The sequence below is a fragment of the Pseudoduganella sp. OTU4001 genome (assembly GCF_038440195.1).
Taxonomy (GTDB): Bacteria; Pseudomonadota; Gammaproteobacteria; order Burkholderiales; family Burkholderiaceae_D; genus Rugamonas.
This window is the reverse complement of record NZ_JASATG010000022.1, coordinates 58,915-81,370: the sequence shown is the minus strand read 5'-3', so window position 1 is coordinate 81,370 and position 22,456 is coordinate 58,915. Positions and strand designations below refer to the sequence as shown.

General features: G+C 64.9%; 21 protein-coding genes. 16 read left to right on the top strand and 5 right to left on the bottom strand.

Annotated elements, in window-relative coordinates:
* Positions 1-280: 280 nt before the first annotated feature.
* From rpoH to ggt, 4 genes are all read left to right on the top strand, one after another.
* Positions 281-1,171, top strand: a complete 891-nt coding sequence (gene rpoH / locus AAHE99_RS18805) for an RNA polymerase sigma factor RpoH (RefSeq protein ID WP_342118873.1) — start codon at positions 281-283, stop codon at positions 1,169-1,171.
* Between the two features lie 193 nt (positions 1,172-1,364).
* Positions 1,365-1,919, top strand: coding sequence for a PEP-CTERM sorting domain-containing protein (locus AAHE99_RS18800; RefSeq protein ID WP_342118872.1), 555 nt, complete (start codon positions 1,365-1,367; stop codon positions 1,917-1,919).
* A gap of 157 nt (positions 1,920-2,076) precedes the next feature.
* The gene (locus AAHE99_RS18795; protein WP_342118871.1) at positions 2,077-2,523 is read left to right on the top strand and encodes a hypothetical protein; all 447 of its coding nucleotides are present in this window, start codon (positions 2,077-2,079) and stop codon (positions 2,521-2,523) included.
* Positions 2,524-2,529: 6 nt separating this feature from the next.
* Positions 2,530-4,296: a gamma-glutamyltransferase gene (ggt, locus tag AAHE99_RS18790; RefSeq protein ID WP_342118870.1), complete on the top strand. Its 1,767-nt coding sequence runs from the start codon at positions 2,530-2,532 to the stop codon at positions 4,294-4,296.
* Position 4,297: 1 nt separating this feature from the next.
* Here the strand turns inward: ggt and AAHE99_RS18785 are convergent, their stop codons facing one another.
* Both AAHE99_RS18785 and AAHE99_RS18780 read right to left on the bottom strand, forming a co-directional pair.
* Positions 4,298-4,642: an antibiotic biosynthesis monooxygenase family protein gene (locus tag AAHE99_RS18785; RefSeq protein ID WP_342118869.1), complete on the bottom strand. Its 345-nt coding sequence runs from the start codon at positions 4,640-4,642 to the stop codon at positions 4,298-4,300.
* Entirely contained in the window at positions 4,639-5,634 is a 996-nt protein-coding gene (locus tag AAHE99_RS18780; RefSeq protein ID WP_342118868.1) for a cytochrome P450, read from the bottom strand. The genes AAHE99_RS18785 and AAHE99_RS18780 overlap by 4 nt, the downstream gene beginning before the upstream one ends.
* Positions 5,635-5,711: 77 nt before the next feature.
* Here AAHE99_RS18780 and AAHE99_RS18775 point away from each other — a divergent pair, with 77 nt between their 5' ends.
* From AAHE99_RS18775 to AAHE99_RS18760, 4 genes are read left to right on the top strand one after another with little or no spacing between them, the layout of a single operon-like run.
* Entirely contained in the window at positions 5,712-6,389 is a 678-nt protein-coding gene (locus AAHE99_RS18775) for an ArsR/SmtB family transcription factor (protein WP_342118867.1), read from the top strand.
* 49 nt (positions 6,390-6,438) lie between these two features.
* The gene (gene lepB, locus AAHE99_RS18770; RefSeq protein ID WP_342118866.1) at positions 6,439-7,110 is read left to right on the top strand and encodes a signal peptidase I; all 672 of its coding nucleotides are present in this window, start codon (positions 6,439-6,441) and stop codon (positions 7,108-7,110) included.
* Positions 7,107-7,841 carry an ABC transporter ATP-binding protein gene (locus AAHE99_RS18765; RefSeq protein ID WP_342118865.1) on the top strand — a complete coding sequence of 245 codons (735 nt, stop codon included), beginning with the start codon at positions 7,107-7,109 and terminating at the stop codon, positions 7,839-7,841. The genes lepB and AAHE99_RS18765 overlap by 4 nt, the downstream gene beginning before the upstream one ends.
* A gap of 1 nt (position 7,842) precedes the next feature.
* Positions 7,843-10,170, top strand: a complete 2,328-nt coding sequence (locus AAHE99_RS18760) for a type II CAAX endopeptidase family protein (RefSeq protein WP_342118864.1) — start codon at positions 7,843-7,845, stop codon at positions 10,168-10,170.
* A gap of 75 nt (positions 10,171-10,245) precedes the next feature.
* On the opposite strand, the gene AAHE99_RS18755 is transcribed toward AAHE99_RS18760, so the two are convergent.
* Both AAHE99_RS18755 and AAHE99_RS18750 read right to left on the bottom strand, forming a co-directional pair.
* Positions 10,246-10,944, bottom strand: coding sequence for a TIGR00266 family protein (locus AAHE99_RS18755; RefSeq protein WP_342118863.1), 699 nt, complete (start codon positions 10,942-10,944; stop codon positions 10,246-10,248).
* A 4-nt stretch (positions 10,945-10,948) separates the two neighbouring features.
* Positions 10,949-11,986, bottom strand: coding sequence for a DUF475 domain-containing protein (locus AAHE99_RS18750; RefSeq protein WP_342118862.1), 1,038 nt, complete (start codon positions 11,984-11,986; stop codon positions 10,949-10,951).
* Between the two features lie 100 nt (positions 11,987-12,086).
* Between AAHE99_RS18750 and nhaR the strand changes: the two genes are divergently transcribed.
* Positions 12,087-12,977, top strand: coding sequence for a transcriptional activator NhaR (gene nhaR, locus AAHE99_RS18745; RefSeq protein WP_342118861.1), 891 nt, complete (start codon positions 12,087-12,089; stop codon positions 12,975-12,977).
* Here the strand turns inward: nhaR and AAHE99_RS18740 are convergent.
* Complete coding sequence (locus AAHE99_RS18740) at positions 12,931-13,623, bottom strand: TetR/AcrR family transcriptional regulator (protein WP_342118860.1); 693 nt, start codon at positions 13,621-13,623, stop codon at positions 12,931-12,933. The two genes, nhaR and AAHE99_RS18740, sit on opposite strands and share 47 nt — an antisense overlap.
* A 76-nt stretch (positions 13,624-13,699) precedes the next feature.
* On the opposite strand from AAHE99_RS18740, the gene AAHE99_RS18735 reads away from it, so the two are divergent.
* The 7 genes from AAHE99_RS18735 (at position 13,700) to AAHE99_RS18705 (ending at position 22,453) form a co-directional block, all read left to right on the top strand.
* Complete coding sequence (locus tag AAHE99_RS18735; protein WP_342118859.1) at positions 13,700-14,695, top strand: HlyD family efflux transporter periplasmic adaptor subunit; 996 nt, start codon at positions 13,700-13,702, stop codon at positions 14,693-14,695.
* 2 nt (positions 14,696-14,697) lie between these two features.
* Complete coding sequence (locus tag AAHE99_RS18730) at positions 14,698-16,491, top strand: ATP-binding cassette domain-containing protein (protein ID WP_342118858.1); 1,794 nt, start codon at positions 14,698-14,700, stop codon at positions 16,489-16,491.
* Positions 16,488-17,630, top strand: coding sequence for an ABC transporter permease (locus tag AAHE99_RS18725; RefSeq protein ID WP_342118857.1), 1,143 nt, complete (start codon positions 16,488-16,490; stop codon positions 17,628-17,630). Before AAHE99_RS18730 ends, AAHE99_RS18725 begins: the two co-directional genes overlap by 4 nt.
* 7 nt (positions 17,631-17,637) lie before the next feature.
* Entirely contained in the window at positions 17,638-18,756 is a 1,119-nt protein-coding gene (locus AAHE99_RS18720) for an ABC transporter permease (RefSeq protein ID WP_342118856.1), read from the top strand.
* Positions 18,757-18,768: 12 nt separating this feature from the next.
* Positions 18,769-20,250 (top strand): efflux transporter outer membrane subunit, encoded by a 1,482-nt coding sequence (locus AAHE99_RS18715; protein ID WP_342118855.1) that lies wholly within the window; start codon positions 18,769-18,771, stop codon positions 20,248-20,250.
* Positions 20,251-20,319: 69 nt separating this feature from the next.
* Positions 20,320-21,657, top strand: a complete 1,338-nt coding sequence (locus AAHE99_RS18710) for a hemolysin family protein (protein ID WP_342118854.1) — start codon at positions 20,320-20,322, stop codon at positions 21,655-21,657.
* A gap of 1 nt (position 21,658) precedes the next feature.
* A complete protein-coding gene (locus tag AAHE99_RS18705) occupies positions 21,659-22,453 on the top strand; it encodes a substrate-binding periplasmic protein (protein WP_342118853.1) in 795 nt (264 codons plus the stop codon).
* Positions 22,454-22,456 lie beyond the last annotated feature (3 nt).

The window sequence follows — 22,456 nt, the reverse complement described above, 5'->3', positions numbered from 1 at the left end:
GTTCCCAATACCCCCCCCCCCCCCCCCCCGACTTTTGGTGCGTCCACGTACGGAGCCCATCCCGCCCCTCCCCTATCCTGACTTTGACCGAGCGCAAAGAATGGAGCTTTCGCTATAGCATTTTTGCTATCAGAGCCATAGAATCTCAGCGATTGGCACTCACCGAAGGAGAGTGCTAATATATGTTCAGAACAGCACGATAGAGGTTAAGAATCATTTAAGTTCTGTCGTGCATGCTGGTAACTCTGAATAGCTTTCCCTTCGAGCGAGGATAATTAAGATGACCGCAACTAACGCACTGGTACCTGCCGGCAGCAACGCGCTGACCCTTGGCTTCAGCGGTAGCCTGGGCAACCTGGACGCTTATATCTCGGCCGTCAACCGCCTGCCTATGCTGTCCCAAGAGGAAGAAGTGGCGCTGGGCAAGAGCCTGAAGGAAAAGAACGATATCAAGGCCGCAGAGATGCTGGTGACCTCGCACCTGCGCCTGGTGGTGTCGATCGCGCGCGGCTACCTGGGCTATGGCCTGCCACACGGCGATCTGATCCAGGAAGGCAATATCGGCCTGATGAAGGCGGTCAAGCGCTTCGACCCGGACCAGGGCGTGCGCCTGGTGTCCTATGCCATGCACTGGATCAAGGCTGAAATCCACGAATACATCCTGAAGAACTGGCGCCTGGTCAAAGTGGCCACCACCAAGGCCCAGCGCAAGCTGTTCTTCAACCTGCGCAGCCACAAGCAGGGCCTGGATGCCATGTCGCCGGCCCAGATCGACGAACTGGCCAAGACCCTGGATGTGAAGCGCGAAGACGTGATCGAGATGGAAACCCGCCTGAGCGGCCGCGACATCGCCCTGGAAGCGCCGTCCGACGATGAAGACGACAAGTTCTCGCCGATCGCCTACCTGTCCTCCGATAATATGGAGCCGACCAAGGTGCTGGAAGCGGAACAGGTGGTGCGCCTGCAGTCCGAGGGGCTGGAAACCGCCCTGTCGAAGCTGGATCCGCGCTCGCGCCGCATTGTGGAAGCACGCTGGCTGGCCAATGACGATGGCTCCGGCGCCACCCTGCACGCCCTGGCGGAAGAGTTCGGCGTGTCGGCCGAACGCATCCGCCAGATCGAAGCGGCCGCGCTGAAAAAGATGAAAGGTGCGCTGGCCGCTTATCTCTAAGCCGCCCGCGTTCCGCGCCGAAAGCGCCGTTACCGAAAGGTACGGCGCTTTTTCTTTTGGTACATCCATTTAATGTCGGGAATTTTTACATTCCAAGGTGCAATATGGACTAAGTCCTTGATATGGATGAGTTTCAATTTCTGGCACGCGATATGCTTTGTAACTGTTGAGCACATCCACTGAGGAGTTACCCATGTTCAAGAAGCTTGCAACCGCCGCCGTGTGCATGCTGGCATTGGCTCTTGGTACCGCCCACGCCACCCCTACCTCTTTGACGGAGATGCAAGACATCGACGACGTCAAGCTCAAGTGGGATGGCGGCAATGGCAGTCCGAAGACTATTTTCTTCAACCATACTTATGACACCCTCTGGATTAACGTCATCCAGGAAGGCGATTATGCCTTCACCCTGACCCGCCCGGCCAACGCCAATTCGGATGCAACTGTTGAGCTGAGGTTGGGTGAGGACCTGACGTTGGGCGATGCGTTCCGCAGCGCGACCGGGAGCACCTGGGTATTCAGCCCTATCCACCTTGAGATTGGCGACTATTACGTTGGTTTGCAAATTTTCAAGAGCGGCCCGAGCGCTGGCAACCCGGAGATGTTTTTCCTTGCCTCGAACCTGGTTCCAAACGATGACGATGACGAGACCCCAACCCAAAGCACTGACGTCCCTGAGCCAGCCTCGCTGGGCTTGCTTGGCCTCGGCATGCTTGGCATGGCCCTGGCACGCCGCCGCAAAGAATAAGTAGTCAACTCCAACAATAAAATCTGGCGCCCTGCGGGGCGCCTTTTTTTTGTCGGGAATTTTTACAGCCGAGTTAGCTCGACAGTTGAGTGGACTCAACAGTGCAACGCGGGTGATTGCGATTTGCTAAGCTGTTCTCAGGCCAGAGGAGAACATCATGCATCCTAGACTGATCTGCCTGGGCATGGCGGGCCTGGTCCTCGCCATCGCCGCTGCCTGCGGTTCCACCCGCAGCACTGCTGACGACATCGCCAGCCGCCCACCACCGCGCACCAGCGCCAGCTATGTGCTGGCACAGGGGGAAACCGTCACGCTGGCCCCCGCCGTCACGCTCAGGCTTGAGCGTGTGAACGATAGCCGTTGTAAAAAAGGCGCAGTCTGCGTGTGGGCCGGTTACATCAGCTACAGCTTCGTCCTGGCCGACAAACAGGGCAGCACCAGTTTCCTGCTGGCGGAAGACATGCCGGGCGCCAGCAAGACCGCGACGCGCAATGGCCTGACCTTTACGTTGCAGGGGCTGGAACCAGCCGAGCCGCCTGCGCTGAAGGCTGCTGTGCCGGATTATCGGGTAAGCTTGCGGGTAAATATTTCCCAACCGATATAGTTGCCCATGACGCCAAACGCCCTGCCCCGACGACTGACTTCCACCATCATCATCGCGCTGGCATTCAGCGCCCCGGCCTGGGCCAAGACCCCGGTTGCCACCGGCACCGGGGGCGCGGTCGCCACCATCAGCGAGCCGGCTTCGCAAGCGGCGCTGGCGATCCTGAACCAGGGCGGCAATGCGGTCGATGCGGCCGTGGCGGCGGCCGCCGCGCTGGGCGTAACCGATCCATTCAGCTGCGGCGTGGGCGGCGGCGGCTTCATGGTGATTTACCTGGCCAAGGAAAACCGCGTCATTACACTCGACCACCGGGAGGTGGCGCCGGCCGGCTTCCAGCCGACGGCCTTCGCCCCCGACGGCAAGCCAATCGATGAAGACACCGCGATCGCCAGCGGCATGGCGGTCGGTGTGCCCGGCACGGTGCGCGGCTGGCACGATGCGCTGGACCGCTACGGCACCATGTCGTTCAAGCAGGTGCTGGCGCCGGCCATCAAGGTGGCGCAGGACGGCTTCCGCATCAACGACAACTTCGTGGCGCTGGTGAAGGAGAGCGAAAAGAAATTTGCGCTATTCCCGGCCACTGCCGCACGCTATATGAAAGACGGCAAACCGCTGCCGGCCGGCACCTTGCTGCGCAATCCGGATCTGGCGAAAACCTACCGCCTGCTGTCGGCCGGCGGCGTGAAGGCTTTTTATTCGGGCAAGCTGGCGCAGGCGATCGTCGACACGGTCAACCAGCCGCCGGTGGCCGCCGGCGTGTCGGTACGCGCCGGCAAAATGTCGCTGGCCGACCTGTCCAACTACGAGTCGCGCTGGCGCCAGCCGGTCCGCAGCACTTACCGCGGCTATGAGCTGGTGGGCATGCCGTTGCCAAGCAGCGGTGGCGTGGCGATTGCGGAAGCGCTGAATATCCTGGAAGGCTTCGACCTCAAGTCCATGCCGCGCGCGAAAGCCGAGCACCTGTACATGGAAGCGGCGCGCCTGGCCTTCGCCGACCGCAATGCCTACCTGGCCGATCCGGAATATGTCGATGCGCCGGTGGCGGGCCTGATGAACAAGGACTATGCGGCGCGGCGCCGCGAGCTGATCGACCCGGCCCAGGCGCGCCACCATGCCGAGGCGGGCGACCCCTACCCTTACCAGCAAGACCCGAGCGTGCCTTTGCGCCCGGCCGCTGCGGCCAAGGGCAAGCTGCTGTCGGAAAGCGCGCACACCACCCACCTGGCGGTGTCGGACAAGGACGGCAATATCGTGGCCTATACCTTCACCATCGAATCATGGGGCGGCAGCGGCATTACGGTGCCGGGCTATGGCTTCATCCTGAATAACGAGATGACGGACTTCGATTTCACCGGTCCCCATCCTAATGTGCCGGAAGCGGGCAAGCGGCCGCGCAGCAGCATGTCGCCGACCATTGTTTTCCGCAACGGCAAGCCGGCCTTCACCATTGGCAGCCCGGGCGGCGGCACCATCATCACCACCGTGCTGCAGACCATCTTCAACCACATCGACCTGGGCATGCCGATGCCGCAGGCGCTGGATGCGCCGCGCATTTCGGAGCGCAACGGGCTCGCCACGTCCATCGAGCCGGGTTTCGGCGGCAGTGCGCAAGCCAAGGCGCTGGAACGCTTCGGCCAGCGCTGGGATGCCAAGGTGGAGGAAATCGGCGCCGCCAATGCCATCGTGTTCAACCCCGATGGCACCGTGACGGCGGTCAGCGAGGGCAAGCGCCACGGCGTGGGCAGCGCCCTGGTGCAGAAACGCGGGCACTAAGCTAGCCGTGCCGCGCGCGGCTGTCGGCGGGCGCTTCTGCACGCTCGTGCAGGCCGTAATCGCGCACCACGCTGGCAATGCGCAGGCGGTAATCGGCAAACAGGCGTTCGCGCCCGGCTTGCTGGGCCGCGCGGTGCGCTTCGAGCTGGCGCCACTGCTGCACCGCTTCCTCATCGCGGAAGAACGATAGCGACAGCATCTTGCCCGGGTTGCTCAGGCTCTGGAAGCGTTCGACACTGATAAAGCCGTCGATCTGCTCCAGGGTGGGACGCAAGGCGGCGGCGATGTCCAGGTAGGCATCCTTGCGGCCTGCGGCGGGGGTGACTTCGAAAATCACTGCGATCATTGGTGGAACTCCGGAATGCGCGCATTCGCCGATGCGCGGTACGTCCATGTCAACTGGGGCAGCGGCTTGCTGCCCAGCGCTTCGATACAGCCTGCTGCGATCTGCAGCGCCAGTTGCTGGCCGGGACAGGCGTGGCGGCCATGGCCAAAGCCGCGCTGCGCAGCACCCAGCATGACCAGTATCGCCTGCCCTGCTTCCACTGTCACGCCGCCTACGGTGCAGCGCTCGGCGGCGAAGCGGCGCGTGTTCACGATGGGTGGGTCGGTTTGCATTACCTGCGCCACCAGTTGCGCGGCATCGCTGCGGTCCGCGCCGTGCTGCAGGGCGACCAGCGCGTTGCCCAGCAGGCCGGCAGTGGCCTCATATGTTTGCGACAGCAGGCCAACCAGGTTGGCAAGGATGGCGTGGTCGTCGCGCCAGCCGGCTGCGGCGCCTTCCTGCGCCACGCCCTCGGCCAGCGAGCCTTCAGGCGCGGCCTGCACCAGTTCGCGCATGGCGGCCAGCAGGCGCAGGCTGGCGGCATGCGCCTGGCCTATCTGCGCTGCGTTGCTGAGCGGGGACAGGCAGGCCACGAAGCCGGCCATCCAGCGCGCCACCGCCGGCAGCTGCGCGTCAGCGAAGCCGAGCAGGCTGGCGACCGTGCTGACCGGCGCTTCGAAGGCCCAGGCGCCGATCGGACGGCCCTCGGCCAGCAAGCGCCCCGCCACCGCCCGTGCCCGCAGTTGCGCCCCGCTCGCGCCGCCGGCTGGCGCCGCGGCGAACACTGCGAGGGCGCGCTGCAAGGCCAGCTTGGGTGCGGCGTGGCGCTCGCCATCGTTCATGCGCACCAGTGCACCGAACACCTCCGCCGCACTGCCTCCTGCCAGCGCCGGGGGCACCGGTTCGGCCACCGGGCGCACGCGCAGCGCGGGATGGCCCAATACTTCCTCCACCAGCGCAGTACCTGCGGCAAGCCACATGCCGCGTCCTTCATCCCATTCCAGTTCCTGCATTTCCATCCCTCCGGCATTGTTCAAGAATTTGAAGTATCCTGAAAAAACCGCAAACACAATTCGCCGCACATCGAAACATGGATTCCAAACTTGCCAGCATCGCCGGCGCCATCGCCGAACCGGCCCGCGCCCGCATGCTGTGTTCCCTGCTGGACGGCCATGCCCGCACCGCGACTGAACTGTCGGTGGTGGCCGAAGTCGGCCCCTCCACCGCCAGCGCCCATCTGGCGCGCCTAAAAGAAGATCAGCTGCTGGTGCAGCTGGCGCAAGGCAAGCACCGCTACTACCAGCTTGCCAGCCAGGAAGTGGCAACCGCGCTGGAAGCGCTGCTGGTCGTTGCAGGCGTGCCACGCGATGAGTTCAAACCCAATACGCCGGACCGCCTGCGCAACGCGCGCACCTGTTACGATCACATGGCAGGCACGGTGGCGGTGCAACTGCACGACCACTTCGCCGCGCAAGGCTGGCTGGCCAATGCGGACGACGGCTATGACCTGAGCCGGGAAGGCGAGCAGCATTTCGCCAGCCTTGGACTGGACCTGGCCGCGCTGCGCAAGCTGCGCCGCCGTTTTGCCTGTCCTTGCCTGGACTGGAGCGAACGCAAACCGCACCTGGGCGGCGCGCTCGGCGCGGCCCTGCTGCAACTGGCGCTGAAGCGCGGCTGGGTAGAGCAGGATCTCGACAGCCGCGCGCTGCAGGTGCCGCCCAAAGGACAGCGCCAGATGCTGGCGGCTTTCGGGCTAAGCAGCGCTTAAGGTTTTGATAAGATGATGAGGTTTCCTGAACCTACCGGAGACTACGGCCGTGAAAAGATTCATCCGTGAAAACAAGGGCTTCATCGTCTTCCTGCTGACACTTGGCGTGTTTCGCACCGCCATCGCCGACTGGAACCCGATCCCCTCCGCATCGATGCACCCCAACCTGCTGGAGGGCGACGTGGTGTTCGTCAACCGCATCGCCTACGACCTGAAAGTACCGCTCACCGACATTTCTGTCAGCCGCCTGGGCGAACCACAGCGCGGCGACGTGGTCACCTTCTTCTCGCCGCGCGACCGTACGCGCCTGATCAAGCGTGTGGCGGCGCTGCCGGGCGACCGCGTGGAGATCCGCAATGAACGCCTGATCATCAACGGCAAAGCCTCCGAATACACCGTGCTGGGCGACGCCATCGAGCACATTGAAAAAGTCGGCGACCTGCAGGCGGTGCAGCTGCAGGAGCACAATGCCAGCGCCAGCTACAGCATCCAGGTGCTGCCGCAAGTGGACGCGCGGCGCAACTTCGGCCCCGTCACCGTGCCACAGGGCAGCTACCTGATGCTGGGCGATAACCGCAACAACAGCCACGATTCGCGCTACATCGGTTTCGTGCCGCGTGAACTGCTGATCGGGCGCGCCGAGCGCATCCTGGTCTCGGCCGATATCACCAGCAACTGGATGCCGCGCACCGGCCGCATCGGCATGAGCCTGCGGCCATGATCGAATTCCAGGGACTGGCCAAACACTACGGCGATTTTCCCGCCGTGCAGCCGCTGACACTGACGGTGCGGCGCGGCGAGGTGTTCGGCTTCCTTGGACCGAATGGCGCCGGCAAGACCACCACCATCCGCATGATGATGGGCATCCTGGTGCCCAGCGCCGGCCGGGTACTGGTGGACGGACTGGATTGCCAGGCCGACGCCGCACAAGTGAAGCGCCACGTCGGCTACCTGCCCGACAGCCCGATCTTCTACGACTTCCTGCGCGGACGCGAAATCCTGCAATTCGTGGCGGAGATGCACGGCGCGGCGCGCCCGGCCGCGATCGAGCGCGCCGCACAGCTGTTGCATGAATTCGGCCTGCAAGACGTGTCCGAAGAATTCGCCGTGAACTATTCGATGGGCATGAAGAAGAAGCTCGGCCTGGCCTGCGCCCTGGTGCACGATCCGGCCGTGCTGATCCTGGACGAGCCGATCAACGGCCTAGACCCGCGCGCCGCGCGCGAGGTGCAGGACCGGCTGATCGCCAGCGCCGCCGCCGGCAAGACCATTTTCGTCTCCACCCACCTGCTCGACATGGCGCAGCGCATGTGCAACCGGGTCGGCATCATCCACCACGGCGCCCTGGTGGCCACCGGCACACTGGAGGAACTACGCGGGGCCAGCAGCGACAACAGTACGCTGGAAGAACTGTTCCTGCGCTTTACCGACGAAGCCGGCCAGGCCGCCTGACATGGACCTGCCCAGCGCCCCTCGTGCATTCTGGCTGCTTGCACGACTGCGGCTGCTGCGGCTGCTGAATATCGCCAACGGGCTGGGCTTCCGCAAAGGCTGGCTGGGTCCCAGCCGCCAGGCCACGCGCGGTAAGAAGAGCGCACGCTGGATCGTCACCTGCGTGCTGTCGGCCTTCATGCTGTTCGCCTTCCTGAATACGGCCCACACCTCGCTGCTGAACATGCAATGCCGCCTGCCGACCGGCAGCCAGTGCGCCGTAACCCGTACCGACCTGGCGCCGCGCGCTGTCATGCGCACCGCGCGCCAGGAATTGCAGGCAGCGCCCTTCCATCCGGTGCTGATGCGCGCCGCCGTCATGCAGGCCAGCCTGCTGTTCTGCATCGCCTTCCTGCTGCCGTTGGGCAGCAGGGAACTGGCGCAGCCGGACTGGGACCTGGAATGGCTGGTCACCTTGCCCATGCAACGGCGCATGCTGCTGCTGGCGCGCATCGCGGAGCGCACGCTGGCCAATCCCTCCGGCATCCTGGCGCTATGGCCGCTGTGCATGGCGGTCGCCTGGCACTCCGGCCACCGCTGGAGCACACCGTTCATCGGCGCGGCCTGCGCCCTGCCCTTGCTGGCTTGCGCGGCCACGCTGCGCACCGTTGCCGACACCGGCCTGCGGCTGCGCCTCGCGCCATCGCAGCTGCGCAACCTGCAGGCGATTGCCTCGGTCGCCAGCATGCCGCTGATGTACCTCGCGATGTCGCTGGCCATGCCAACCGCTACGCTCACCCTTGGCTGGGCGCAGCAGTTCCCCGACTGGGCCCTGTGGGCGCCGCCCGGCCTGGCCTTGCAGGCGCTGAATACGCGCGATCCGCTGCAGGGCCTGGCCTACGGCGCGCTGCTGGCGGCACAGACAGCCTTGCTGGTCTGGCTTGGCCTGCGCCTGCTGCACGCCCTTCTCGCCGAGGGCGTGGTGGCCAGCGGCTCGCGCGAGACCGGCCGCCGCAGCGTAGCGCTGCCGGCCACGCCGGGCTTCGCCATTGGTACGCCGCTGCAACGGCGCGAGCTACGCCTGCTTAGCCGCGACCGCAACTTCCTGGTGCAAAGCCTGCTGATCCCCGTGATCATATTCGGCAGCCAGCTGGTGCTGAACGGCCAGGTGGACAATATGGGGCAATTCCTCACCAGCCCCAGCATGCTGGCCTCGGTCGCCTTTGGCCTGGCCGCCTATGTGCTGATGCTGTCGGCCTTCCAGACCATCAATACCGAAGGCCACGCGCTATGGATGCTGTACACCTATCCGTACAACATCAGCAGCATCCTCGCCGAGAAAGCGCAGCTATGGTCGGTGCTGGCCCTGGCCTACCCGCTGGCGGTGTACGCCATGGGCGTGTGGTCCGGTGTGCCGCTCAACAACAAGCTGTGGCCGCAACTGGTGCTGGTGATGGTTGGCATCCCCATCTTTGCCACCATTGCCGTGGCGCTGGGCGTGTGGGCCTGCGACCCGCTGGCGCAGGACCTGCATGCGCGCGTGCGCCCAACGTTCGCCTACGCCTACCTGCTGCTGTCGTCGCTTTACACCTATATGCTGAACACCCGCGAATGGCAGGTGCGGCTGGCCGTCATGGTGCTGATGACCGCCCTCGCCATGGCGCTGTGGCAGCGTGCCCGCGACGCCATGCCCTACCTGCTCGACCCGACCGCCTCGCCGCCGCCGCGCCTGTCCGCCGCCGACGGCATCATTGGCGCCATCGGCTTTTTCACGCTGCAATTGCTGGTGACCGGCGCGATGCACCTGGCGGGCCAGGAGCTCACACTGCCGGCACTCGCGCTGTCATTCGCGTTTTCCGGCGCCATGGTGTACGGCCTGACGCGGCTGATCTACTGGCGCGCCGGCACCAGCGGCGTGCCGCGCCTGTGGCACGGCTCCTGGCGCGAGGCGCGCGGCAACGCCCTGCTGTGGGGCGTGCTGATGGCGCTGCCGGCCCTGGCCGCAGGTTTCCTGTGGATGGCGGCCATGCGCCGCTTCGGCCTGCTCCCGGACACCCCGCCGCGCGCCACCATGCTATGGCTGGCGCCGCTGGCGGTACTTGCGGCGCCGCTGTTCGAGGAGTTCATCTTCCGTGGCCAGGTTTTCGGCGGCCTGCGGCGCACGCTCTCGCTGCTGCCGGCAATGGCCACCAGCGCGGCGCTGTTTGCCGTCATCCACCCACCGCTTGCCATGCTGCCGGTGTTCGCGCTGGGCCTGTGCACCGCCTACGCGGCGGAACGCAGCAAATCGCTGCTGGCGCCGATGCTGGCGCATTCGATCTACAACGCAGGCATGCTGGTGCTGCAATAAAAAAAAGCGGTGGCCTGTTGCCAGGACCACCGCAAGGAAGAACGCCATGGGGGCGTTAAACGGAGGTAAATCGTCTTAGCGGCTCTGGTGCGACATCATCCAGGCCACGAAAGCTTCGCGGTTGCGCGAGCAGATCAGCACCTTGCCGCGGCCCGAGAAGCGCAGCACCATGCCTTCGCCGCTGGTCACCGAGTTGACCAGGTTGCCCAGCAAGCCGCCGCTGGAGCGGGTCGCCACGGCCAGGTCGTAGCGCAGCGCGCTGTCCCAGGCCACCACGTGGGCGTTGTCGATCACGACTTCCTTGCCCGGCTCCACGTTCACTTCGTGCAGCGCGCCGAAGCCCGACACCACCAGCTGGCCCTGGCCGGTCGATTCGGTGATGAAGAAGCCGCCGCTCTGGCCGAACAGCGCATTGCCCACATTCTGCGTGCGCACCTTCAGGTCGATGCCGCTGCTGGCGGCGACAAACGCGCCGTCGCTGATCATGTACTGGCGCTCGCCCACGTCCAGCACGCGCATGGCGCCCGGCAGGTTGGGCGACAGCAGGCAGTTGCCGTCGCCGCCGGTGGCTTCGATGTTCTGCTGGAAGAAGGACTCGCCGTTGGCCAGGGAGCGCATCAGCGCACCACCCAGGCCGCCGCGCATCTTGCCCTTCAGCTCCAGCGTGGCATCCATCATCACCATCGCGTTCGACTCGCAGAAGATGCGCTCACCGCGCTGCATCGACACTTGCAGGAAGGGGTCGATATCCCCGGTCACAGTAAAAGTCGTCATAGTCTTAAGCTTTCAATTCAAGTTTCTTGTGGCGGATCGAGGACCACAGCGAGGCCACGATGAATGCCACACCAATCAGGCCGGTGATCACTTCCGGAATATGGAACTTCATGCTGGCCAACATGATCACTGCCAGGATGCCGATCGCGTAGTGCGCGCCATGTTCCAGGTAGACGTATTCTTCCAGCGTACCCTTATGCACCAGGTAGACCGTCATCGAGCGCACGAACATCGCGCCAATGGCGAGGCCCAGCATGATGATTACCACGTCGCTGGTGATGGCAAAGGCGCCGATCACGCCGTCGAAGGAGAACGAAGCATCCAGCACTTCCAGGTAGAGGAAGCCGCCGATACCGCCGCGCTTGACCAGCTCACCGGCATTGACGCCGCCTTCTTCTTCCTTTTCCAGCCAGGTCGACAGCGCATCCACGCCGACGTAGATCAGCAGGCCCCACATGCCGGCCACCAACACGATGAATTTCTGCGATTCTTCGACGATGCTCAGGGAGCCGAGCAGCACGGCCATCGAAATCATGATGGCGATCGAGGACACCTTGCCCAGCGCGCCCAGCTTGCGCTCGACATGGCCCAGCCAGTGCATCTGCTTCTCATGGTCGAAGATGAAGTTCAGGAACACCATCAGCAGGAACATGCCGCCGAACGCCGCCACTTCCGCGTGGTGGTTGGTCAGGTGGGTGGAGAAGGCTTTCGGATCGTTGATCGCCAGCGTCCACACGTCCGGGATGCTCAAGTCTGCCGCCACGGCCACGATCACCAGCGGGAATACCAGGCGCATGCCGAATACCGCAATGATGATGCCGACGCCGAGGAACAGCTTTTGCCAGAACTCGTCCCAGGTTTTCAGCACGGAGGCGTTGACCACCGCGTTGTCGAAGGAGAGCGAGACTTCCATCACGCTCAGGATAAGGGCGATCCACAGCGCCGCCAGGGCGCCGCTGATGCCGGTTTGTTGGTATCCCCACCACCCTGCCACAGCAAGACAGATGAAGGAGACCAGGAATGAGACCCTGAAGTGCTTCATCGGTTTTCCCTTTCTCGTTGATTAGTCTGGCAAGTCTAAGGGCTGCCCGTACATTTAAAAATAGAAGATAATCGAAGTATTACTTCCGAAAAACAGAAGCATGAAAACCACTGGCCTGAACTTCCGTCACCTCTACTTCTTCCGCATGGTCGCCGCCGAGGGCAGCGTGACCCGGGCCGCCGACCGGCTGGGATTGGCCATCCAGACCGTCAGCACCCAGATTGCCGCGCTGGAGCAGTCGATCGGCAAGTCCCTGCTCACCCAGCAGGGCCGGCGCCTGGTGCCGACCGAGGCCGGTCGCGTGGCGCTGACTTACGCCGAGCAGATTTTCCAGCTGGGCGACCGCATGCAGGAGGCGCTGGAGGAAGTCGATGCCGGCAAGGTGCGGCTGGCGGTGGGGATTTCCGATTCCATGCCCAAGCTGATTGCGGCGCACTACCTGGAGGCGGCGCTGCCGCCGGACCAGGCGGTGCGGCTGGTGTGCACCGAGGGCGAGTTCGACGCCCTGCTGGCCGAACTGGCGCTGCACAAGCTGGACGTGGTGCTGACCGACCGTCCGGTGCGCGCCAGTTCTTCCTTGCGCGTGTTCAGCCACCTGCTGGGCGAAAGCGAGATGCAGCTGTTCGGCACGCGCGCCCTGGCGCGCAAGTACGGCAAGGAGTTCCCGGCCAGCCTGAATGGCGCGCCGCTGCTGCTGCCGACGCGGAACACGGCCCTGCGCGGCCGGATCGACGCCTGGTTATTGGAACAGGGCGTGCGGCCCGATGTGGTGGGGGAATTTGAGGACAGCGCGATGCTGAATACATTCGGCCGCAACGGCATGGGCCTGTTCTTTGCGCCCGCCGCGCTGGCGGGCGATATGCTGGAGCAGTTCGGCGCCCTGCCGGTGGGGCCCGCGCCCGAACTGCGCGAGCAGTTCTATGCGATTTCCAGCGAGCGGCGCATCAGCCACCCGGTGGTGGAGCGGATGCTGAATACTTCGCCGCGATAGCGGCCAGGCCGGCGCTGGCGTAGGTCATCATATCGTCGACCAGGCCGTCCACATCGCTGCTCAGCGCGGGGAACAGCTTGGTGCGCATTTCGCGCGGCGCGACCAGCAACGCCAGGCAGGGCGACATCAACAGGAACAGGGAGCGCTGCAAGCCCGGTGTGGTGGGCGGCAACCCGGTGATCTGGCACACCAGCCCCACCATCAGCATTGCTTTGGGGGCAATGGCTTTCTGTACCAGCGCAGGGGCGTGTTCGGTCGGCGACATCAGTTCGCGGATCACCACGCGGGCGCCCCAATGCGCTTGCGGGCCGGTGGCGCGCTGCACGATGCCGGTCAGGATCACACGCAGTTTGTCGCGCGGCGACAACTCCCGCGCCGCGATTTCCTGCATCTCTTCCAGCTTGAGCAGGTGGTGGTGGGCTTCCACCAGCACTGCCTCATATAGCGCCCCGCGACTGCCGAAGTGATAATTGACTGCAGCGATATTGGTGCCGGCGCGCTCGCAGATCTCTTTGCTGGTGGCGTCGGCGTAGCCGCGTTCGGCGAATACCTGCCCTGCTACGTCGAGCAATGTCTGGCGGGTGGCATCGCCGTCCTGGCGGCTGCCCCGGCTGCGGCTCGTGGCCTTTTTGTCAGTGTTTCCCATGGCTCGCATTGTACGTCGAAAATAAATTCAAATCCAAATTTGAATTTGATGTAGAATTTCCGCAGGAGGTTCTGCCATGAAAAAGAAACTTGTTGGAGTTGTCATTCTCGCCACTGCGCTGGTCGCCATCGGTGCCTGGCATTGGAGCCGGCCGGCGGCAAACGATAAGGAACTCGTCCTGTACGGGAACGTGGACTTGCGCCAGGTGGCGCTGGCCTTCCCCGCCAGCGAACGGGTAGCCAAGGTGTATGCCGACGAAGGCCAGCGGGTCAAGGCCGGCGAAGTGCTGGCGGAGCTGGACACGCGCGGGCTGCGTTTGCGCTTGGCGGAGGCCGAGGCGCAAGCGGCGGCCATGCAACAGGCGCTGGCGCGGCTGAAGTCCGGCACGCGGCCGGAGGAAGTAGCGCAGTCGCGTGCCCGTACCGCTGCGGCGCAGGCCGAGGCGGAACTGGCGCGCCAGCAGCTGGACCGCGTACTGGCGGTGCAGCAGGATAGCAACGGCCGTGCCGTCAGCCAGCAGGATGTCGATGCGGCGCGTGCCCGTTCCAAGGCGGCGCAGGCGCAGTTCGAACAGGCGCGCCAGGGGCAGGAGTTGGCCCAGCACGGACCACGGCGCGAAGATATCGCCCAGGCGCAGGCTCAGTTCGAGGCGGCGCAGGCGGCCATCGCGCTGCTGCAGCACCAGTTGGGCGAGGCCACGCTGAAGGCGCCGGTCAATTCAGTGGTGCGGGCACGTTTGATGGAGCCAGGCGATATGGCGTCGCCGCAGCGTCCTGTCTATACGCTGGCGATTGCCGATCCAAAGTGGGTCAGGACGTATGTGCGCGAGACCGACCTGGGGCGCATCAAGCCCGGCATGACGGCGTCCATCAGCATCGACAGCCAGCCTGGCAAGGCGCTGGCGGGCAAAGTGGGCTACATCTCCTCGGTGGCGGAATTTACGCCGAAGACGGTGCAGACCGAGGACTTGCGTACTGCGCTGGTCTATGAGGTGCGGGTGCTGGCCGAAGACAAAGCGGATGTGCTGCGTATGGGCATGCCGGCTACGGTGCGTATCGCTTTCGGGCAGTAATCATGGAAAACGCAGTGCTCAGCGGGCGCGGGCTATCGCGCCATTTCATCACCAAGGAGTCGGCGACGCCGGTCGTGGCGCTGGATGGCGTCTCGCTCGAGGTGCGTTCCGGCGCGCTGACGGCGCTGGTCGGGCCGGATGGTGCGGGCAAGACCACCTTGCTGCGCATGGTGGCGGGTTTGCTGGCGCCGACTGCCGGTTCGCTGTCGGTGCTGGGCATCGACGTGGCGGCGCATCCGCAGCAGGTGCAAGACCGCATCAGCTATATGCCGCAGCGCTTCGGCTTGTATGAAGACCTGAGCGTGCAAGAGAACATGGATCTGTATGCAGACCTGCATGGCGTGCCGCAGGATGTGCGGCGTGAGCGCTTTGCGCGGCTGCTGCATATGACGGACCTGGCACGCTTCACTGACAGGCCGGCAGGCAAGCTGTCGGGCGGCATGAAACAGAAGCTTGGGCTGGCATGCACGCTGGTGCGCTCGCCTGAATTGCTGCTGCTCGACGAACCGACGGTGGGCGTTGATCCGCTGTCGCGCCGCGAGCTGTGGGCGATTGTGCAGGAGCTGGTGGATTCCGAGAAGTTGTCGGTGGTCGTCTCGACCTCTTACATGGACGAGGCGGAGCGCTGCGAGCAGGTGTTTGTTATGCATGAAGGAAGGTTGCTGGCTTGCGGCGCGCCGGCCGAACTGCGGGCGCGCGCGAAGGGACTGTGCTTTGTCGCCACACCTGGCGCGGGCGATTCGGCGCGGGCGTTGCAGGCGCGCTTGATCGATGCGCGGGAGTCGGTGGTGGATGCGGTGCCGGAAGGTGGACAAGTGCGGTTTATTCGCCGCGCGGATGCTGCGGATGATGCGGTTGCCCGGCTGCTTCTGGGCGCGCAGCCCCACCCCGCCGCTGCACGACTGGAAGATGGCTTCATGATGCTGCTGCGCGCCGCCCCCGCGCCCGTCCCCGCTGGCACCCCGCAAGCCGGCGGCGCGAGCGGCGCGCGGACTGGCGGCACGAACGGCGCACAGGCTGGCGGCGCGCTTGGCGCGGGCAGCGCTTGCGGGGAGGCGATGATCGAGGTGCGCGACCTGGTGCGCAAGTTTGGCGACTTCACCGCCGTCGCGAGCACCAGCTTCACCGTCGCGCGTGGCGAAATCTTTGGCTTGCTGGGCCCGAACGGCGCCGGCAAGACCACCACCTTCCGCATGTTATGCGGCCTGCTCCCTGCAAGCTCCGGCTTCCTGCGAGTGGCAGGCGTCAACCTGCGCAACGCCCGCGCGCAGGCCCGCGCCAAGGTCGGCTACGTATCGCAAAAATTCGCCCTGTACGGCAACCTGACCGTCGCCGAAAACCTCGACTTCTTCGGCGGCGCCTACGGCCTGTATGGCCAGCGCCTGAAGCAGCGCACCAGCCAGGTACTGGACGAATTCGACCTGCGCGGACAAATAGATATGCCAAGCGGCCAGCTGCCCGGCGGCTTCAAGCAGCGCCTGGCGATGGCCACCGGCCTGCTGCACGAACCGGAAGTCCTGTTCCTGGACGAACCAACCAGCGGCGCCGACCCGCTCGCACGCCGCGAGTTCTGGCGCCGCATCACCACCCTGTCAGAGCAAGGCGTGACCATCGTGGTCACCACCCACTTCATGGAAGAAGCCGAATACTGCGACCACATCGTCATCCAGGATGCCGGCAAACTGCTCGCCATCGGCACGCCGCGCGAAGTTCGTACCCAGGCCGGCGGCGCCGCCAATATGGAGGACGCCTTCATCGCCATCGTCGAACAAGCCCGTAACGGAGGCCAAGCATGAACAGCGCCTTCCGCACCCGCCTCGCAGCCCTGGTCCGCAAGGAGTTCCGCCAGTTGCTGCGCGATGCATCGAATATGGCGATCGGCATCGTCCTGCCTATCGTGCTGATCCTGATCTTCGGCTACGGCCTGTCGCTGGACGTCAAAAACGCCCCCATCGCCATCGTGATGGAAGACAGCTCCCCCACCGCGCAAGATGCAGTGGCAGGCTTCAGCCTCTCGCCAGCCTTCGCCGCTGTCCCCGTGGCCTCGATGCACGATGCTGAAGCCCTGATGCAGGACCGCCGCGTGGACGCCATCGTCCGCATCCCCGCCACGTTCACGCGCGATGCAGGCGCCGGCAAAGCCACCGTGCAAGTGATCGTGCACGGCGCAGAAGCCAACCGCGCCAGCATCATCATGAACTACGCCAACGGCACGCTGCAGCAATGGAACCTGCGCCGCGCCGAACGCCTGGGCAGTGCGGCGCGGGCCGCAGCCCTGCCGGCCAGCGGCGCGGTGCAGCTCGAACAGCGCATGTGGTACAACAGCGCCAATACCAGCACCTGGTACCTGGTGCCCGGCCTGATCGTGCTGATCATGACCCTGGTCGGCGCCTTCCTCACCGCCCTGGTGATGGCGCGCGAATGGGAGCGCGGCACGCTGGAGGCGCTGTTCGTCACGCCGGTGCGTCCGGTGGAAATCCTGCTGGCCAAAGTCATCCCCTACTTCTGCGTCGGCATGATGGGCCTGTTCCTCTGCCTGGCCGCCGCGCGCTTCCTGTTCGACGTGCCGATGCAAGGATCGCTGCTGGTGATCGTCTTCGCCTCCATGCTGTACCTGATCGTCGCCGTGGGCATGGGCCTCCTGATCTCCTCGGCCACCAAGAACCAGTTCCTGGCCAGCCAGCTGGCACTGGTCAGCAGCTTCATGCCCTCGCTGATGCTGTCCGGCTTCCTGTTCGACCTGCGCAATGTACCGGTCGTGGTGCAGGCGGTGGGCCGCATACTGCCTGCCACCTACTTCATGGAACTGGTGAAGACCCTGTTCCTGGCCGGGAACGTCTGGCCGCTGATCCTGCGCAACTGCGCCATCCTCGCCGCCTACGCCGTGCTGCTGATCAGCGTTGCGCGTGCGGTCACCCGCAAACGATTGGACTGAGGCCGCCATGATTGCATTCTTCCGCCGCATTTCCGTCATCGTCCGCAAGGAATTCCTGGCCGTGCTGAAAGACCCCAAGAGCCGCGCCATCCTGGTGGTGCCGGCCATCGTGCAAAGCCTGCTGTTCGGCTATGCCGCCACTTACGACCTGACGCACGTGCCGTACGCCGTGCATGACGCCAGCCGCAGCGCCGCCTCGGCCGAACTGCTGGCCAAGCTCGATGCCAGCGGCACCTTCCAGCGCGCCGTCACCTTTGAAACGCAGGAGCAGCTGCGCGAGGCCATCGACCGCCAGCGCGCCCTGCTCGCCATCAGCATCCCGCTCGACTTCGAGCGCCGCCTGTACGCGGGCGATGCAGCCCCGCTGCAGGTGGTGCTGGATGGCCGCAATTCCAACACCGCCGGTTCAGCGGCCGCCTACCTGGGCGCTGTGGTGGCGGACTTCAACCGCCAGTGGCGCGAAAAGCACGGCGGCGCGGCACCGCCGCTGCGTATCGAATCGCGCGCCTGGTACAACCCGAATCTGGAAACGCGCTGGTACCTGATGCCCGGCATGATCGCCGCCCTCAGCATGCTGCAAACCCTGCTGCTGACCGCACTCTCGGTGGCGCGCGAGCGCGAACAAGGCACCTTCGACCAGCTGCTGGTCACGCCGCTCACCCCTCTCGACATCATGATCGGCAAGGCGCTGCCGCCGATCATGATCGGGCTGCTGCAATCGACCCTGATCCTGCTGGTGACCAACCTGTGGTTCGGCGTGCCGATGGCCGGCTCCCTGTTGTCGCTGTATGCGGCGCTGACATTGTTCACCGTGGCCAGCGTCGGCATCGGGCTGTCGATTTCCGCCGTGTCGCTGAATATGCAGCAGGCCATGCTGTATACCTTTGTCATGGTGATGCCGATGATGCTGCTGTCGGGCCTGACCACGCCGGTACGCAATATGCCGCAAGTGCTGCAGATCGTCACCATGGTCAATCCGCTGCGCTTTGCCATCGACATGGTGCAGCGCATCTACCTCGAAGGAGCCAGCCTGTGGACGCTGTGGCCGAATATGGTGCCGCTGCTGCTGATTGCCCTGATTACCCTGCCACTGGCGGCCTGGCTGTTCCGCCATCGCCTTGCTTGAACTGGAAACATCATGAAACGCACAATCATTTCCCTGCTTTGCCTGTCCCTGGCCGGTTGCGCCGTCGGTCCTGATTTCCACGCGCCTGAAGTAAAGGCCCCTGCCGCCTATGGCGACTGGCATGGCGGCGCCGCTGCCCTGCGCGACACCGGGTTGCCGGCAGGTTCCACGCAGGCCTTTGCACGTTTTGACGATCCAGTGCTGGCCGGGCTGCAAAAGCAGGCGCTGGCGGCCAGCTTCGACGTGCGCGGTGCAGCGCTGCGCTTTGCCCAAAGCCGCATGGCGCGCAATGTCGCAGCCGGCGGCCAGGGTCCGCAGGTTTCGGCGCACAGCGGCGTGTCGCGCCAGCGCCAGTCCGAATTCGGAGCAGGCACGCGCATGGTCGATGCGATCAATCCCGCCAACCGCGAGGTGCTGATCGAAAGACTCAGCGATCCGTTCTTGCTGTACCAGGCCGGGCTCGATGCCAGCTGGGAACTGGACCTGTGGGGCCGCGTGCGGCGCAGCGTGGAGGCCGCCGATGCGGGCATGGCGGAGGCCAGCTCGGTGCTGCGCGACGTGCAGCTGGCGGTGCAGGTGGAGGTGGCACGCAACTACTACGAACTGCGCTCGGTACAGCGCCAGCAGTCCTTGCTGCAGGCCGAGATTGCGGCGCTGCGCGATATGGCGGCGCTCACCACGGCGCGCCAGCGCGGCGGCCTGGCCACCGGGACGGAGGTCGATCAGCAGCAGGCCGCGCTGGCGGAACTGGAAGGCCGCCTGCCGGCGCAGCTGGAAGCGGAAGCCGGGGCGCTGAACCGCCTGACGATGCTGCTCGCGCAGCCTCCAGGCGCGCTGCAAGCGCAGCTCGCGCCGGCGCAGCCCGCAGGCGGCGTGGCGGCGATGCGCGGCCCCGACCTGGCGCTGGGCGTGCCGGGCGAGGTGTTGCGCCACCGGCCCGACATCCAGGCCGCCGAGGCGCGCCTGCAAGCGGCTACCGCACGTATCGGCGTCGCGATGGCGGACCTCTACCCGCGCGTCACGCTCGGTCTCTCATTCGGCCTCGAATCCCTGGCGGCCGGCAATTTCGGCGACTGGGGCAGCCGCCAATGGTCGCTGGGTCCCAGCCTGCAGCTGCCGATCTTCGACAACGGCCGCCGCCGCGCCACGGTCGAACTGCGCGAGCTGGAACAGCAGGAAGCCGCCATCGCTTTCCAGAAAACCGTGCTGAAAGCCTGGCACGAGATGGACGACGCCCTCTCCGGCTACGCCGCCGAACGCCAGCGCCAGCAAGCCCTGGCCGCGCGCGAAGCCAGCGCCCGCAGCACGCTGGAGCTCGCCACCGCGCGCACCAAGCGCGGCCTGGGCGACGAATTGCCCCTGCTGCAAGCGCAGCGCGCCCTGCTCGCCGTGCAGCGCGAACGCGCCGCCAGCGACACCGCGCTGGCCCTGCGCCTGCTGGGAATTTGCAAGGCCAGTGGCCTGGCGCCACAAGCAGATTCCATCAAGCAATAATGAAAAATGCGCAGGGGCGGTGCCGGGTCGGATAAGATAGAGGTTTCGACTCCCCGCCCTAGGGCGCATATGGACAACCTTTTACTAGTAATCTTTGCACTCTTCCTCGTAGCACTGAACGGCTTTTACGTCGCCGCCGAATTCAGCATCGTCACCCTGCGCCGCACCCGCGTACGCGCCATCGCCAAGACCCAGGGCCTGCGCGGCCGCATCCTTGCCAAGGTCCACGGCCACCTCGATGCCTACCTGTCCGCCTGCCAACTGGGCATCACGCTTGCCTCGCTGGGCCTGGGCTGGATCGGTGAACCTGCATTTGCCCGCCTGCTGGAACCCCTGCTTACCTTCGTCGGCATCAGCTCGCCCGAAGTCGTGCATGGCATTTCCTTCGTCTTCGCCTTCGTCACCATCTCCTTCCTGCACATCGTGGTGGGCGAACTGGCGCCGAAATCGCTCGCCATCCGCATCCCCGAAGCCGTCGCCCTGTGGTGCGCACTGCCGCTATACGCCTTTTACTGGACCATGTATCCGGCCATCTGGCTGCTGAACCAGAGTGCCAACTGGGTGCTGCGCCTGGCCGGCCTGGGCGAAGCAGGCGGCCACGAGTCGCACTATTCGAACGAAGAACTGAAGATGATCCTGCGTACCAGCCAGCCGGGCGAAGCCTTCAACAAGGACGAACGCAATGTGCTGGCCAACTCGCTCGACTTCTCGCATCTGCGCGTGGCTGACCTGATGCGCCCGATCAACGAGGTGATCGCGCTGCATGCCGACCGCTCGATCGACGAAAACCTCGACACCGTGGTGCGCAACCGCTTCAGCCGCTACCCCTACTTCGACGAGGAAGGCGATACCGTGCTGGGCGTGGTGCACCTGAAAGACCTGTTCTTTGCGCTGCAATCGCGCAAGGACATCAAGAACCTGTCCGGCTTCCTGCGCCCGGTGGAAACCATTTCCGCCCGCACCCCGGCGCTGGAACTGTTCCGCCGCTTCAAGGACGGCGCACCGCACTTCGCCCTGATCGGCGAGAAAGGCAAGCGCCCGGTCGGATTCCTGACCCTGGACAACCTGCTGGGCGCCATGGTCGGCGAGATCCACGACGAATTCCGCCTCAACGAAAACGACTGGCTGAAGCAGCCGGACGGTTCCCTGGTCGGCAAGGCCAGCCTGCCGATCTTCTCGCTGGAACGCACGCTGGGCGTCGACATCGAGAACGAAGAACTGGGCATGGAGGAGATTGAATCGGTGGGCGGCCTGATCATGCTGAAGCTGGGCGACATCCCGAAACAGGGCCAGCGCGTGGAATTCGGCAGCTTCGACCTGGTGGTTAAAAAGATGAACGGCCCGCGCATCCTGCTGGTCAAGGTCATTCCACGCAACCTGCCGCCGGACTCGGACGAACAGGATTGACATGCGATTGCGCCGCGCCCTGACAGCCATCGTCTTCGCCTGCGCCGCCGGCACCGGCAGCGCGGCTGCCGCAGCCTGCGGTCCGCTGACGGTCGCCATGTACGAGCACGGCGCGCTGTACTACCGCAGCGGCGAGCAATGGACAGGTATCGACAAGGACATCGTCGAAGAGCTGGCGCGCCGTACCGGCTGCGAGCTGCGCATGACGCGCGAATCGCGCATCCGCATCTGGACCATGCTGAAGGAAGGCACGCTGGACATGACCATGTCCGGCATCCCGACACCCGAACGCGAGGAATTTGCGCGCTTCACGCCTTACCTGCAAGCGCGCAATATGCTCCTGGTACGCCATGATTTTGCACGCAACGCGGCAACGCTGGAGCAGGTCGCCGCCCAGCCGGACCTGAAAGTCGCTGTCATCAAAGGTTTCAAGCATGGCACGTCCTACGACGCCTGGCTTGAACGCCTGCGCAAGCAGGGCCGCGTCTACGAAGCGCCCGATTACGCCACGCTGGTACGCCTGTTCCAGCATGGCCGGGTACAAGCCATCTTCCAGCTAAGCAGCAATATCGACGCCCTGCTGCGCGACAGCGCGCTGGCTGCCCGCTTCCGCGTGCTGGACCTGGTGCCGCGCGAGAATGTGCTGGGAGCGATGGTGGTGTCGCGCCTGGTGCCCGAGGCCAGCGCCGTCAAGCTGGAACAGGCGCTGCGCGCCATGCGCGAAGACGGCGCCATGAAGGCCATCATGGAACGCCACGTCAGCCCAGAACGCGCGCAGTCGATGCTGGTGCGTTAAGCG